The following is a 13,901-nucleotide window of genomic DNA, read 5'->3' on the forward strand; positions in this document are numbered from 1 at the left end:
GTGAACTATTCCATTGATAAAGATTCAAACCGCACACTGACTTTTGCACTGTACATTTTATATATTGTGGCCATTTTTAGTGCTGGCCTGCTGGCTCTTGTGGCGTTGATCATTAACTATGTGAAACGGCACGATGTGCGCGGTTCCATCTTTGAAAGCCATTTTACCTGGCAGATCCGCAGTTTCTGGTGGTATCTGTTCTGGAATATCGTCGCCTTTATTCCATTTTTCTTTTTGTTCTTTACCGGTGAAGATCCTAACCTGTTTGCAGGGGTCGCATTTGGTGCATCCGCGTTCTGTTTAGTGGTGGTGGTTTTGGCCTGGATCTGGATTGTGTATCGGGCGATTCGCGGCATCATGCGCTTAAATGACAATAGACCGATGTATAGCAAATAATTTTAGCCGTATTTCCCTAGAGAAAAAAATCCCTCTTTTTCAGGGGGATTTAGCGGAATTAAGAAAGATCTTGCTTTAATTCTTCTGTTGGTTGTTTTCTTAAAAACTTCGGTTTCCATTCACTGGCAATCACGCCCAGTACCACCAGCAATCCGCCTAATAAAGCCAGTGACGGTAAACGTTCTCCGGCCAGACGGCCAAACAGGGCTGCCCATACCGGTTCGCCGGCATAGATAATCGCTGCCTGTGATGGGTCGACCATGCGCTGCGCCCAGTTCATCACCAGTTGAATCAAGGCACTGGCAATGCCCAAACCGACTAAAATTCCTGCCAGATGCCAGTGGAATTCAGGTAGCTGAGATTCACCTAAAACAGGTGCGATCATAAAGCAGAACAGGGACGCAAAAATCAGTTGCAGCACGGTGACCCGGCGTACATTCACCTGCTCGGCAAAATGGCTGATAAAAATAATCTCCAGTGCAATCGCAATCGAACCGAGCAAAGTCAGGGTTTGCCCGAAACTGAGCTGAATCGCAGCAAAGCCATTTCCTGTCAAAAACACCAGACCGATAAAGGCAAACAGTGCTCCGATCCAGGTCATGACATGCGGTTTTTTACGGAACATTAACCAGAGCAGGACTGGAACCAGTGGAACATACAAGGCGGTTAAAAAAGCCGATTCGCTGCTGCTGATGGTCTGCAAGCCCACAGTTTGAGTGCCGTAGCCAATGGCGATCATGATGCCAATCACCGCGCCAGCGAACACTTCTTTCAGGTTCATGCCTTTTAGCGACTTCAGTGAAATCAGGGTGACAGCAAGCGCTGCCGCAGCAAAGCGCAGGCCGACAAACATAATCGGACTGCTAAAATTTAGCCCGTATTGCACAGTAATAAAACTGCCGCCCCAGATAATGGTGATCAGGATCAGGGCGAGTTGCGGTGCTTTTACCATCCAGCCGGAGTGACTTTTGGAAATAAGTGTAGACATGCCAGGAGATCAGAAAATTAAAAAAATAAAAAAGAGGTCCGAAGACCTCTTTTACAGCAGACTTAATTATAGCGCCTGTTGCTCATCTAGCAACAACTGTGCTTCACGCAAGCTTAATGTACCTTCGTAAATCGCACGGCCGGTAATTGCACCTAAAATACCCGGTTGGTCTTTCAGGTTACGCACGTCATCCAGATTGGTCACGCCGCCTGAAGCAATCACAGGCAAACCTGAGTATTGCGCCAGATTCACGGTTTGCTCAATATTCACACCCTGCATCATGCCATCACGCGCGATATCCGTGTAGACAATGCTTGACACGCCAGCATCGGCAAAACGTTTCGCCAGGTCAGTAGCCTTGACATCAGTCACATTGGCCCAGCCATCTGTTGCTACCATGCCATTCATGGCATCAATCCCAACAATAATATGACCAGCAAATTTTCGACATGCTTCTTCAACAAATTCAGGATCCTGAACTGCTTTGGTGCCAATGATCACAAAAGAAACACCGGCTTGCAGATAATGCTCAATGGTTTCCAGAGAACGGATACCACCACCAATCTGGATCGGCAAATCAGGTTGAGATCGGACAATGGCTTCAACCACTGGCTTATGGATTGGTGTACCTGCGAAAGCACCGTTTAAATCTACTAAATGTAAGCGGCGAGCGCCTTCATTTACCCAATGCTGTGCTGTTGCGACCGGATCGTCTGAAAATACGGTATCGTCTTCCATACGACCTTGCTTTAAACGGACACATTTGCCATCTTTCAGGTCAATTGCAGGGATGATCAGCATGCTTTCGCTCCTTGCTTAATCTTTAGAATGAATTTGAGTGTATTCATCTTAGCAAATAAAGTCGAAATTTCTAACTCTTAAACGGTATGAATAAAGAAAACCTGTCCATAGATAGGTAGCAGTGAGGTAATTTATTTTGCTCGTTTTAATGATTTTAATGATCCGTCTCTTGAATGGAGATCAGATTTTCCATAACGGATCGTGTACTGAGCTGGTCGATAACCGAAGCTGTAAGACCTGTTAAAGTCACAGCTCTCTCATCGAACGCGTTCATCACAGCTTTCATGCGTACATCAAGTTGCCAGTACCAGCAGGCCATGCAAGCACTTAAGCCGTCGATGAAGGACGGATTCTTAATTTCAGTGAAGTATTGGGAATCTCTTTGGGTAAGAGACCCCGCCGCAACAATTCTTCAAATACCAGCACGGGCGCATAGGCATCTGCTGCTGCATAATCAATTTGTGCCGGGCTGAGCTTCTTGCTGGCCCAGTTCGAGGTACTAATCCGTTTGGATTTAGGAAAATTTACTTGAAATAGCAAAGCCATGGCATTTTTTAATCCGATCGGATTGTTTAAACCAAAAGCTTTAAAACATTTGGACAGTTCAATCACACTATTCAGTTCAATGCCTTTTTTACGGAACAGGTGCGCATCATTTTTCAGGCCAAAACCGGCCTTGATCTGCTCGCGACTGGCAAAGATCGGTTTAAGAAAATCCCAGATCGAATCATTCATTTGAAATAAATAGGCTTTATCTAAAGTGGCCAGCTGAATCAGATGTGGCCCGGTAGAAACCTCACCAACTTTAAAGGTCGGTTTGGATTCAGAATCGAAACCCAGGACTGCATGGCTTTTTAGCTCCTGTGCAAGGGCATGACACTGTTCCAGACGATTAATCACCTGAATCTGTTGCATCGGAAGATTTTTAAATACAGGAAAGGTCTGAATTTGTTCCTTGCTTGGTAAAGTATCCAGCAGCTGTTGCATAAGCTTCAATCATGAAATGAATGCGTTCAGCTTAATCACTTTTCCTGTTCTAGGCAAAAATAAAGCCCATGAAGAATGGGCTTTATGCAGAATTTAAATAGGTTTAATCAGTGTGATAGCTACTCTGTTCGATCTGCGCCTGTTGAGCACGTTCAACATAATTCTGATAAGCAGGGACAGCAAAGGCGGCCAAAATAACCGCGAGTACCAGATACAGCACCACCAAAAGCGTTTCCCAGCCACGTGTCGTGCGTGGAGGGCCATATTCATTACTTTCGTTGTGACTGGGTGCCAATAACAGGTAAAGTGTAAAGACAAGGTTTACGACCGGCACAAAAATCAGTAAAGAAAGCCAGCCATTATGATTACGGTCATGTAAACGACGAATTAAAAAAATCACGCTAAAATAAATCGCAACGCCGTAGATCAAAACCAACAGCACCATTAAAGGCATGGACATTTTACCATCTAAAGTCTCTGGACTCATTCCAGGTAAAATGAAAGCAGCAATGATCCCGATGATCATAAAGCAAAAACCCAGCAGCATATTCCATGCGATATACGAACGTCGCCCAAAACGTCCTGATGCATTCCACCCCGAATCCTGAATTGTATTACTCATTATTTTTCCTTTGTTTTCATTAGATTTTTTATAAGTAAGTCTATGATAAAGGGATTTTTTATAAATGAAAAGTGTAAAAAATAATCAACAAAAAAGCCCGCAATTTGCGAGCTTTTTAGGCGAAAGGAAAATCAGATTTTCCAATCCACAAAGTTTTTCAATAACTGTAAACCGGCGGTATGGCTCTTTTCCGGATGGAACTGGGTCGCAAACAGGTTTTCCTTATGAATCGCTGTGCAGAACTCAATTCCATAGGTACAAGTAGCTGCCACCAATTCTGAATCTTGTGGTTCTACATAGTAACTGTGCACAAAGTAGAAACGCGCGTCCTGTTCGATATTGTTCCACATCGGATGATCAGGCTCGACCTGATGCACCTGGTTCCAGCCCATATGCGGCACTTTTAAGCCCGCCATTTCTGGGAAATGCTTAACCGCACCTTCGAAAATACCCAGTGCATCGGTACCACCATTCTCTTCAGAATGCTGCATCAAGGCTTGCATGCCGACACAAATGGCCAATACCGGTTTGTTAAATACGGCATTGCGTACCACTTCATCAATCCCGGCTTCGTGCATGCCTTGCATACAGTCACGCATCGCGCCTACGCCCGGAAAAACAATCTTGTCTGCTTGTGCAATCAGTTTTGGATCATTGGTCACATCAACCGTGGCACCGACATGTTCTAATGCTTTTGCCGCAGAGTGCAAATTTCCCATGCCATAATCAAGAAGGGCAATACGGGTCATTACAGTGTACCTTTGGTTGAAGCTACCGTATTGGCAGCACGTGGATCTACTTCACAGGCCATACGCAGCGCACGCGCAAATGCTTTAAATACGCTTTCGATCTGGTGATGGCTGTTTTTGCCTTTCAGGTTGTCGATATGCACCGTCATCAAGGAATGGTTTACAAAGCCCTGGAAAAACTCAGAGAATAAATCCACATCAAAACGGCCGATCATGGCACGGGTAAATGGAATATCCATAAACAGACCCGGACGACCAGACAGATCCACCACGACACGGCTTAAAGACTCATCGAGTGGCGCATAGAAATGACCATAGCGTTTCAGGCCTTTTTTATCGCCTAATGCCTGTGCAAATGCCTGACCCAGCGTAATACCGCAGTCTTCCACAGTATGATGGTCGTCAATTTCCAGGTCGCCATCACAATAAATATCAATATCAAACAGGCCATGACGCTTGATTTGATCAATCATATGATCTAAAAAGGGAATACCCGTGTTTAAGGTGCCTTGACCAGTACCGTCGAGATTCAAACGAACTCGAATTTTGGTTTCGTTGGTATTTCTTACCACTTCACTGATACGATCTGTCATAGACACGTTCCTCAAATACGTCAAAATGATTGATGTAGAAAATATTTTCGCCGTGACGAAGTCACCGCATATTAGATTGCTCAGGAGGGTTTATCAATGCCTATCACCGTACATGCTTATACTTCTTTAGAAAATGACGAAGTGCGCAGCCAGCTTGAGCGACTGTATGACACGAGCCCGGAATTTAGCGACGGGGCAGATGCCATGGAACAACTAGAGCAAAACCTTGCACAGTATACCTCAGTTTATAGCGCAGAATTTAATAGCAAAATTATTGGGGCAATCTGGTGCACTGGACAGGGCGAAAGCCGGATTCTGGAAAATATCGTGGTACATCCGGCCAACCGTGGTCGTGGCGTGGCAGAAAGGCTGGTCAGCGAAGTCTGCCGCATGGAAGAAGAAAAAGGTGTAAAAAACTTCGTGCCAGGCTGTGGGGCCATTCATCGTTGTCTGGCCAATCTGGAAAAAATCTGAAGATAGAGCAATATCAAGCAGCCGTTAGGCTGCTTTTTTATGTAAATAAGCGCTTAAATCTGTTTTATTGCTGAGGTCTTTGGTAAACACTGTTCGATTTATGACTCAAATTGACGCGAGTTGATGGAAAAGTAAACATTTGACGAAAATTATTCTCTCTGCTCTTGACGATTTACAGCTGAAACTGTTTAATACGCGACATCGGCGTGATAGCTCAGTAGGTAGAGCAACGGATTGAAAATCCGTGTGTCCCCAGTTCGATCCTGGGTCTCGCCACCATATTTTAAAACGATTTCAAAGTTTTCAATCCCTGATCCCATCAGGGATTTTTTTTAGGCCAAAAATCAGTCACTCAAATATTTTTTTCATAATTTTGATTGACTAATGAGGCCAGATACGGCTTAATACACCGCATCGGCGTGATAGCTCAGTAGGTAGAGCAACGGATTGAAAATCCGTGTGTCCCCAGTTCGATCCTGGGTCTCGCCACCATATTCAAAAAATCCTCAAACTTGGTTTGGGGATTTTTTTTGCCTACACCAAAGCCAGATCAGCACTCTTTTCTATTTTTCAGTTGTTTCAACTTGTTCTTTTTCTAGGTTTCCTGCCTTTTTATGCATCATTGACCGTTTATCAAACTTAACAATAGGCACTGGCATTATTTGTAAGATTTAGCTTTGACGCTTTCCCTTTTCCAAACGAGGGTAAAAATGATGAATCTCCTAACACCAATTAAACTCGGCTTTCTTACGGCCTGTACTGCTTTTAGCCTACCGATATTAAGCCATGCTGCGCCTGCTGCTGATTCCGTCGTCTTGCCGACCCTGACCGTCATGGCGGAACCGGAACTGCGCGCCGTGACTGAAAAAATGTTGCCTTATCAGGAGCAGAACAGCCAGCGTAAGGCCCTGCAAATGCGCCTGATGAAAATTGAACGTGAAATTCAGGCCTATAGCGTGGATGGTGACGTAGTGGCGAATATTGATGTGATGCGTGCACCTGCCGACCCTGATCTGGATAGTCTGCCTGTGGTGTTCCGTGAATATGTATTGGCCATCGCACAGGGCTTGCAGTCTTCAGACCCAAGAAATGGGGTGTATGTATTGCTGCAACCTTTTGGAATTAACCACGATGCCACCAATGTGAATATTGTTCGGGAACAATTCGATCCGAACCGGCTGAATCTGAGCCTGCCGTTTAATTCCCCATAATGTGCGCCTGTCGATCTAGATAACTTTGTTTAACGAGCTTGTCAAAGCTAACATGCAATGAGATCGACAAAATAGTGTTCTGGGAAAGGGTAGCTTTGTGAGAGGAGCAATTTCTGTCTAAGCTAGACGTATTATTGGAAAAATCAAATGCCTTGAATTGTGTTTAAAAAATAAGCATAGTGGATGTAAATCAACAAGATCTGACTGACAGAGCTGGAGCGTATACATGTCGCGTGTTTTTATGATTGTAGCCGCTGTGACACTGGCAATTTTTATTGGGCTGTTTTATCAGAATTCGGTCCAGCAAAAACATCAGGCCGAGCTGCTCGAATATGAAACTGTGCTTGAAGAAAAAACCGAGAGTATTGCGCAGCAGGCACAGGACTGGTCTAAACCAATTCAGATTGAACTTGAGGATGACCGTCTGGATGGTGACTATGCCATCATGGCTGAATTTATGTTGGGGCAATTGCGCGACAGTGCCGAGGAACGAAATCAGTATCTACGCGACTTAAAAGCCGCCAACTGGCAGAATTTTCTGAATATCGACCGCTTGGCCAAGGATCAGGCACAAGGCTATAAAGAAACTGAAGCGATGCTCAAGCAAGTGCATCAAATTGTGAATAGCTATCAGCAGAAAATCCAGCAGCGTGATGCCGAGCTGATCGACAAGGCGCAGCAACTGGATATTAAAAACCGTTATCGCCAGCAACTAAGCCTGACCCTGAAAGACAGTCAGCAAAATAGTAATGCACATGTCATTTTTGAAATTGAAAAACAGACTCTGGCCAAGGCTGATGCCTTATTTGCAGTACTGAAAAAGCATAAATGGCAAAAGAAAAATAACACCTTTATGTTCTATGATGATAAAGCCGTGCAAGAGTTTAATGCGCTGTATAAAGAAATGCTGTTCCTCAATAAGCAGATGGAACGAGTTGCGAGCGCTAACCAGAAAGCGGTTGAAAACAAGTTGTAGCCTGATTTAGATGACAGGATTGCCATAGGACTGTCATCTGCTGTTCAAACTCACTTGCTAAATTGAAAGGGTCGCACAGATCACGACATAACATTTAAGCAGGTGAGTCATGCAAACAATTCAGGTTTTTGCTGATATTCAGCAGGTGTACGGTGAGTTTGTCGCAAATAAAACATGTCCAAAATTACAAAGGATGAATAACGGGGACAAGAACCGGTTGTTCTTGAATCAATATTTCACGCTGATCGAGGACTGGCACTATACCGAACAGATTGTGATTCAGTTCAATCAGCAGTATTTCAGTCTGGATCTGGGGAGCGCACCGGATTTTATGGATCAGGATAAATATATCAACTGGCTAAAGTCGGAACTGCTGCATTAATCGAATCGTCATATTCCTCGTTGATAGATAACCGAGCTGTCTCAAGAGAGGCAGCTTTTTTATTTTGATAGAAAACTGGTATTGATCTTGCTGTTGCATCGGCACAGCGCGAACAGGTGCTGATTCCAATTCCGATTTGAACAGGCTATGCTGAATTAATTACCGCTGCCAAAAGAATAACAGGCGGAGCATGGATGATATGGAGGGCAAAAATTATGCAACAGTTGATATGTTATAAGGAACTTCCAGTCTGGAACCAGCAGAGTATTCCTCAGGGCTTTAAGAATCAGCACAATACCAAAGCCGGCACCTGGGCGAAACTGACAGTATTAAAAGGTGAGCTGCATTTTGCCATGCTGGAAGAATCTGGCGCAGTGCAATCCGAGCATGTGTTTACACCAGAGCAGCAGCCGCCATTTATTGAGCCTGAGGCCTGGCACAAAATTGTTTCTGCCAGTGAAGATGTTGAATGTCAGCTACGTTTTTACTGCCGGCCTGAGGATTACTTCATCAAGAAATATCAGTTAAATCCTACCCATTCTGAAGTGCTGGCAGCGATGCCCTATTTAAAAGGTGGCTGTGCGCTGGACGTCGGCTGTGGTACAGGCCGTAATGCGCTTTATTTGAGTCAGAACGGCTTTAATGTCGATGCCTGGGATGTTAACGAAAACAGTTTGCAGACTTTAAGACAGATTGTGCAGACCGAGCAGATTGATCATATGCAGGTACAGCGCCGCGACCTTAACACGGATACCAGCATTGCAGGCCAATATGACTTTATCTACTGTACTGTAGTGATGATGTTCCTTGAGGCGAAAACCATTCCACCGCTCATTGCACAGATGCAGCAGGCGACCGTGCCGGGTGGCTATAACCTGATTGTCTGTGCCATGGATACGCCAGATATTCCGGCACAAGCCGATTTTCCATTTGCTTTTCAGCCGGGGGAGTTGCGAGGGTATTATGAGGGCTGGAATATCGTGAAATACAATGAAGATATCGGTGAGCTGTATCGTGTCGATGAGCAGGGCCAGCGGATTAAACAGCACTTTGCCACCATGTTGGCGCAAAAGGTTTAAATAAGATTAAGTCTTTTAATTTCTGAAAATAAATTAAATCATCCAAAACAAAAAAAGATGTCAGAATGACATCTTTTTTTTATGCTTAAAAAATTTTAAGCTGCTTTTTTAAACCAAGAGAACCAGCCTTTTTTCTCAGCTTTTACTTCTGCTTTTTCAGCAGCAGCGTCTTTGGTTTCTACTGCTTCAGTTTTCGCAGCTTCAATGTGTTGTTCTGCTGTAGCTTGAGCCGTTTCTACTTGAGTCGTCGCTTCTGTTTTTACTGCTTCAGCTTTAGTTTCAGCCGCTTGTTGAGTTGCAGCAACAGTCGCTTGAGTCGCTTCAACTTTCGCTTGTACAGGTGCAGCAGTTTCTTTAGCAACAGTTTGGGTTGTTTGGGTTGTTTGGGTTACAACAGTTGCTGGCGCAACTTGAACTTCAGTTGCCATTGCAGATGCAGAAGTCGCTACGATTGCAGTCGCGATCATTGTTTTAAGCATGTTCATATAAACCCTTTTAAGGAAATAAGAAAAAAGAGGCTTGATCATACATTTATAAAATTTAAGTGCTTCATAAATAGGATTTTATTGGTTGAATTTTCCACTAATTTTACAAAGGGATAACACTCACTGTTTTTTTACTTCTAATTCCATAATTCAATAAAAAATTCACATAGCTAAAACTGCTTATTAAATTGTTTAAATATTGATTAATATAGTGCCTAACTTACTAAAAATTTAAAATTTATGAGCACCCGACTAATCCAACATCTAAAAAATAAATGTGAAGCTGACGCCAACGTAGCCATCCTATATGCACAGTGGGAATTTGACCAAAAATTGGTTGGAAAAGCATTAGAAAATATTGGTGGTTTTTACCCACATTTTAGTAATCACAATGCTTCACACTCTCAGCAAATTTTGGTCAATATTGAACGAATTTTGGGAGATGATGTTGATTTATTAAGTGCTACAGATACTTGGTTAATCCTTGAAGCTGCTTATTGGCACGATGTAGGCATGTTAGTTGATGCCAAAAATGCTAAAGAAGTGCATACCAATCCTGACTTTAAGTTCATGATACAAACAATTGCGAATGGAAAAGGGCATGACTTACAAAAATTTTGCCAAGCATATGTAGAACATAATTGGTTGTCAGCAATTGGAACTTTAGATCACCCTTTTGATGGAGTCGAAAAATATCGCCAATTGATTGCTGAGTGGTTTAGACAAGGGCACGATAAAAGAGTTGGAAAGTTAGTTGAAGACCCATTTAAAGACTTAGGAATCACGTCACCTAGAACAGAGCTTCTTCCAAATCGAATCTATCGTTATTTAGGGCAAATTTGTGTTTCTCATGGTATGAACTTTAGTACTTTGATGGAGACAATTCCTTATAAACAAACAGGTTTGGGAACAGAAAATTGTCATCCAAGATTTATAGGCTGTTTGCTTCGTTTAGGGGATTTATTTGATTTAGATGACAATCGTTTTTGTCCCGTCATGGCAAAGCATGTCAGCAATATGCCTTCTGTCAGCAAACACCATCATGACAAGCATTTATCATTACGAGAGTTTCAACTTGATACACGAACAGTCAAGCTTGTTGCTGAGTGTCCAGATGAAATGTCTTATGTGGAAACTCAAAACTGGTTTGGTTGGATACGTGAAGAATTTCAAAATCAAATGTCACAATGGAATTTGATTGTTCCTGATTTAAAATTTGGTTCACTACCTACTATTGAACAACTAGATGTGCGTATGCAAGGTAATAGAGTTCTATTGAGTAATAAACCAATGAAATTTTCAATTGATGAAAGTAATGCATTGGAGATACTAGAGGGAAGTGGTTTATATAAGGATGATACAAATATTTATAGGGAGTTAATTCAAAATGCTATTGATGCCACCCTAATAAGGGTTTGGAATGATTCCGAAAAAGGAAAAATTAAATTTCCTAAAAATGCACATCCTTATGATGAAAATACACAAAATATTTTTAAAAATTATCCAATTAAATTGTCTTTTGAAAGATTAGAAATTATCGATGATAGTGATGATGCTTGGTGGGAATTTAAAATTGAAGATAAGGGGACAGGAATTAGTTTGCAAGACTTGAAATATATGCAAAAAGTAGCAGGTTCAAGTAAGAATATTGAGAAGCAAAAAATAATAAATAAGATGCCAAAGTGGATGAGACCTTCTGGACAGTTTGGTATTGGTTTACATAGTGCTTTCTTATTATTAAAAGAACTCAATGAAGATGATCAGAAAATAACTATTATTACAACAAATTCAATTGATTATAAAACTTATAAGATAGAGTTAAATTCTCCTCTGAACTCAAAAAAAGGATATTGTTTTATAGAAGAGATAAAAGAATCAAATGGTGATAGTGGTACAACTTTAAAACTAAAATTAAAAATTAAAAGGAGAGCTAGAAGCTATAGTTTTAATCACTCCAAATTATATAAATTTTTATATTCTAATCATGATCCGATAAGAGAGGAAATGTTTGATGTTTTTACGATCGCCACTCAAATCGAGAATATTAAAGAGAAAGTGTTGGAAAAAGTATGTTTTCCTTATGAATTTAATGATTTTTGGAAAATTAAAATAGATAATGTTTTTCCTTTACGTGAAATTGATTTAAAAAATTGTATATGGGTAGAAAAATATAATCTTTATTTTTGTATCAATAGATCTCTTGCGAAAGTCGTTATTGCAAGTTCATCCGGTTTACCAGTGCAGCGATTAAGTTAATGCGTAAACCGAATCTTTTCCGTCTATTTCGATAGCGTTCACTTAGTATTCTAAATCTTTTCAATTGACTGTTAATATGTTCGATTACAACTCGTATTTTTCCAATCATTTTATTGTAATTTTTCTCAGCATCAAATAAGGGTAAATTCTTCTTTTTCTTTATTGGCATCAATAATTTAAAGCCATCTTGCTCTAACCCATAGTACCCTAAATCGGTCATAACATAGTCACAATGTTTGAATTTCTTAACTGTTTTTCTTGCCAATTTAATATCATGCTGACTGCCAGACGATATATCTACTCCTATGATTTGTTTGCTCTTCGGATGATAGATCACTTGGGCTTTTAACGTATGTTTCTTCTTTTTACCACTGTAGAACTTACTCTGATTTTTTTTTCGGGCGTTCTATTAAACATTCTGTCGCATCAATAATTACCCAGTTAAATTGTTCGTCTGCTGTGGTAATGCTTCGTTTTGGCAGGGTAAAACGTCTTGATTTCATTAATGCATCTTCAACCTTTTTAATAGTTCGATTCACATTACTTTCAGCGATATGGTAATTTGCCGCCAATTCCAATTGGGTGTTGTAGCTCCGTAAGTAATTGAGTGTTAATAATAATTGATCCTCTATAGCTAAAGTATGAGGACGCCCTAATTTCTTTTTAAGTGATTCTGCTTCTTTTAAAACTTCGACCATTTCACTAAAAACTGCTCGAGGTACACCAACCAAGCGCTGGAATTCAGAATCTGAAAAACGATTTAATTTCTGATATTTCATGAAATCTATATTGAGGCAGTTTTTACTTTCGCAAGAGGTCTAATAATTCACACGAAGATGGTCTTAATGAGTTACGTAGTGATCTGAGAGGTGGTTTTAAAGGTCAAGATGTTGGACATATAAGATATTATGTAAAACCATTTGATATTTATCTAATGTTATATGGTTTTGATGCTAAGAATACATTACAGACAAACAGAAATGCTTGGAGTAATAACTTTGAAAAGAAGTTTATTGACGACAGATTTTTACATAAGATTTCTAAACATATAGTTGATAAATATAGATATGAATTAAAAAATATTTTGAATGATAATGAATTATTTGATTTGTTCGAGTTTTTTTTAAATGATGATGAGAGTAAAGTTTCTTGGAAAAATAGAAAAATTTTTGGGTCGGAATCTTTGTTAAATTATAAATATAAGAATGAGAAATGTAAGCTTTATGATAAAAGCTTTAATGAGCTTTTAAATTTAAATAAATTTAATATATATCATGTGGATAGTTTTATTAATTCTAGTTTTGACACATCTAAATTGTCAAAACATGATTTAGTCTTTCCTAGTAGCTTTAATAGTTTATTTAAAGCTGTTTTTGATCAAAATTGGATTGAGAAGGGAGGATTTGTATCGAATGAAAAAATTAATGGTTACGAAATTATTCGATATACAAAGGAAGAGTATGAGGGATTTACTGAAAATGAAATTAAAATAATAAACCAAATTAAAAATGCTATTCAATCTAATCGAAAGAGAATTAATTTTAATGAAGAATGGTTGGATGAAAAGTTCTTCGATGAGTTCAAGCCATTATTTACTAAATCAATTTTGGTTGAGAGATTAGTTGGACTGGAAAATTTAAAATTTAATCACTTAATTTTACCATTTTATATATGTTCCAATAATTTGGAAGCAGGTGAAAATATTAAAGTTGATTATTTAAATAATAATGAACTAACTAAATATACTTGGAAGGCAAGACATGAGAAATATGAAAATTTAAAATTTGAGGATTTTGTAGAATTATACAAAAAGTTGGAAGAAAAAATTAGAAAATTATTAGAAACGTTTCATCCAGATTGGATTCAGAAATAAAAAGAAACCCCGCATAAAGCGGGGTTTCT

Annotated in this window: 15 protein-coding genes, 2 tRNA genes and 1 pseudogene; 10 read left to right on the forward strand and 8 right to left on the reverse strand. The window is 40.2% G+C overall.

All coding sequences use genetic code 11. The features are described from left to right. Positions 1-396 carry a DUF4870 family protein gene (locus tag F891_RS00865; protein ID WP_004278660.1) on the forward strand — a complete coding sequence of 132 codons (396 nt, stop codon included), beginning with the start codon at positions 1-3 and terminating at the stop codon, positions 394-396. 58 nt (positions 397-454) lie between these two features. Here the strand turns inward: F891_RS00865 and F891_RS00870 are convergent, their stop codons facing one another. The 6 genes from F891_RS00870 to hisB all read right to left on the reverse strand — a co-directional run bounded on the left by F891_RS00870 (position 455) and on the right by hisB (position 5,136). Next, positions 455-1,384, reverse strand: coding sequence for a DMT family transporter (locus F891_RS00870; protein ID WP_005261598.1), 930 nt, complete (start codon positions 1,382-1,384; stop codon positions 455-457). A gap of 66 nt (positions 1,385-1,450) precedes the next feature. Further along, positions 1,451-2,185 (reverse strand): 1-(5-phosphoribosyl)-5-[(5-phosphoribosylamino)methylideneamino]imidazole-4-carboxamide isomerase, encoded by a 735-nt coding sequence (hisA, locus tag F891_RS00875; protein ID WP_004278658.1) that lies wholly within the window; start codon positions 2,183-2,185, stop codon positions 1,451-1,453. Between the two features lie 327 nt (positions 2,186-2,512). Beyond that, positions 2,513-3,172 (reverse strand): 3'-5' exonuclease, encoded by a 660-nt coding sequence (locus F891_RS00880; protein ID WP_004647288.1) that lies wholly within the window; start codon positions 3,170-3,172, stop codon positions 2,513-2,515. A gap of 103 nt (positions 3,173-3,275) precedes the next feature. Further along, positions 3,276-3,794 carry a DUF805 domain-containing protein gene (locus F891_RS00885; RefSeq protein ID WP_004647289.1) on the reverse strand — a complete coding sequence of 173 codons (519 nt, stop codon included), beginning with the start codon at positions 3,792-3,794 and terminating at the stop codon, positions 3,276-3,278. 131 nt (positions 3,795-3,925) lie between these two features. Beyond that, on the reverse strand, positions 3,926-4,543 hold the full coding sequence (gene hisH, locus F891_RS00890) for an imidazole glycerol phosphate synthase subunit HisH (RefSeq protein ID WP_004647290.1): 618 nt from the start codon (positions 4,541-4,543) through the stop codon (positions 3,926-3,928). Then, complete coding sequence (hisB, locus tag F891_RS00895; protein WP_004647291.1) at positions 4,543-5,136, reverse strand: imidazoleglycerol-phosphate dehydratase HisB; 594 nt, start codon at positions 5,134-5,136, stop codon at positions 4,543-4,545. The genes hisH and hisB overlap by 1 nt, the downstream gene beginning before the upstream one ends. Positions 5,137-5,232: 96 nt before the next feature. On the opposite strand from hisB, the gene F891_RS00900 reads away from it, so the two are divergent. The 7 genes from F891_RS00900 (at position 5,233) to tehB (ending at position 9,258) form a co-directional block, all read left to right on the forward strand. Further along, positions 5,233-5,610: a GNAT family N-acetyltransferase gene (locus F891_RS00900; protein WP_004278652.1), complete on the forward strand. Its 378-nt coding sequence runs from the start codon at positions 5,233-5,235 to the stop codon at positions 5,608-5,610. Positions 5,611-5,813: 203 nt separating this feature from the next. After that, positions 5,814-5,889 (forward strand) — tRNA-Phe (locus F891_RS00905). 137 nt (positions 5,890-6,026) lie between these two features. Beyond that, a tRNA-Phe gene (locus F891_RS00910) sits at positions 6,027-6,102 on the forward strand. A gap of 221 nt (positions 6,103-6,323) precedes the next feature. Further along, on the forward strand, positions 6,324-6,821 hold the full coding sequence (locus tag F891_RS00915) for a hypothetical protein (protein ID WP_004647292.1): 498 nt from the start codon (positions 6,324-6,326) through the stop codon (positions 6,819-6,821). A 226-nt stretch (positions 6,822-7,047) separates the two neighbouring features. Continuing rightward, positions 7,048-7,797, forward strand: a complete 750-nt coding sequence (locus F891_RS00920) for a hypothetical protein (protein WP_004647293.1) — start codon at positions 7,048-7,050, stop codon at positions 7,795-7,797. A 109-nt stretch (positions 7,798-7,906) separates the two neighbouring features. Further along, a complete protein-coding gene (locus F891_RS00925) occupies positions 7,907-8,179 on the forward strand; it encodes a hypothetical protein (protein ID WP_004647294.1) in 273 nt (90 codons plus the stop codon). A 215-nt stretch (positions 8,180-8,394) separates the two neighbouring features. Continuing rightward, positions 8,395-9,258, forward strand: coding sequence for an SAM-dependent methyltransferase TehB (tehB, locus tag F891_RS00930; protein WP_004647295.1), 864 nt, complete (start codon positions 8,395-8,397; stop codon positions 9,256-9,258). 95 nt (positions 9,259-9,353) lie between these two features. Here tehB and F891_RS00935 read toward each other — a convergent pair whose 3' ends face one another. Beyond that, entirely contained in the window at positions 9,354-9,743 is a 390-nt protein-coding gene (locus F891_RS00935; RefSeq protein WP_004647296.1) for a hypothetical protein, read from the reverse strand. 240 nt (positions 9,744-9,983) lie between these two features. On the opposite strand from F891_RS00935, the pseudogene F891_RS00940 reads away from it, so the two are divergent. Further along, positions 9,984-11,936 (forward strand): annotated as a pseudogene (locus tag F891_RS00940) (ATP-binding protein); the annotation flags it as partial. Positions 11,937-11,955: 19 nt separating this feature from the next. On the opposite strand, the gene F891_RS17115 reads toward F891_RS00940, so the two are convergent. Then, positions 11,956-12,778, reverse strand: a protein-coding gene (locus tag F891_RS17115; protein WP_085064288.1) for an IS5 family transposase whose coding sequence is annotated in 2 segments (ribosomal slippage) — positions 11,956-12,396 and positions 12,398-12,778 — 822 coding nt in all. Because the reading frame shifts where the segments join, the coding sequence is not laid out codon by codon here. A gap of 155 nt (positions 12,779-12,933) precedes the next feature. Here F891_RS17115 and F891_RS00950 point away from each other — a divergent pair. Next, a complete protein-coding gene (locus F891_RS00950) occupies positions 12,934-13,872 on the forward strand; it encodes a hypothetical protein (protein WP_005261613.1) in 939 nt (312 codons plus the stop codon). The last annotated feature ends 29 nt before the right edge of the window (positions 13,873-13,901 follow it).

The organism is Acinetobacter sp. CIP 101966 (genome assembly GCF_000369725.1).
GTDB classification, from domain to species: Bacteria; Pseudomonadota; Gammaproteobacteria; order Pseudomonadales; family Moraxellaceae; genus Acinetobacter; species Acinetobacter lwoffii_Q.

Coding starts and splice junctions, on each gene's coding strand:
- F891_RS00870 (WP_005261598.1), bottom strand. CDS start 1,384: ATGTCTACACTTATTTCCAAAAGTCACTCCGGCTGGATGGTAAAAGCA.
- hisA (WP_004278658.1), bottom strand. CDS start 2,185: ATGCTGATCATCCCTGCAATTGACCTGAAAGATGGCAAATGTGTCCGT.
- F891_RS00880 (WP_004647288.1), bottom strand. CDS start 3,172: ATGCAACAGCTGCTGGATACTTTACCAAGCAAGGAACAAATTCAGACC.
- F891_RS00885 (WP_004647289.1), bottom strand. CDS start 3,794: ATGAGTAATACAATTCAGGATTCGGGGTGGAATGCATCAGGACGTTTT.
- hisH (WP_004647290.1), bottom strand. CDS start 4,543: ATGACCCGTATTGCCCTTCTTGATTATGGCATGGGAAATTTGCACTCT.
- hisB (WP_004647291.1), bottom strand. CDS start 5,136: ATGACAGATCGTATCAGTGAAGTGGTAAGAAATACCAACGAAACCAAA.
- F891_RS00900 (WP_004278652.1), top strand. CDS start 5,233: ATGCCTATCACCGTACATGCTTATACTTCTTTAGAAAATGACGAAGTG.
- F891_RS00915 (WP_004647292.1), top strand. CDS start 6,324: ATGAATCTCCTAACACCAATTAAACTCGGCTTTCTTACGGCCTGTACT.
- F891_RS00920 (WP_004647293.1), top strand. CDS start 7,048: ATGTCGCGTGTTTTTATGATTGTAGCCGCTGTGACACTGGCAATTTTT.
- F891_RS00925 (WP_004647294.1), top strand. CDS start 7,907: ATGCAAACAATTCAGGTTTTTGCTGATATTCAGCAGGTGTACGGTGAG.
- tehB (WP_004647295.1), top strand. CDS start 8,395: ATGCAACAGTTGATATGTTATAAGGAACTTCCAGTCTGGAACCAGCAG.
- F891_RS00935 (WP_004647296.1), bottom strand. CDS start 9,743: ATGAACATGCTTAAAACAATGATCGCGACTGCAATCGTAGCGACTTCT.
- F891_RS00950 (WP_005261613.1), top strand. CDS start 12,934: ATGTTATATGGTTTTGATGCTAAGAATACATTACAGACAAACAGAAAT.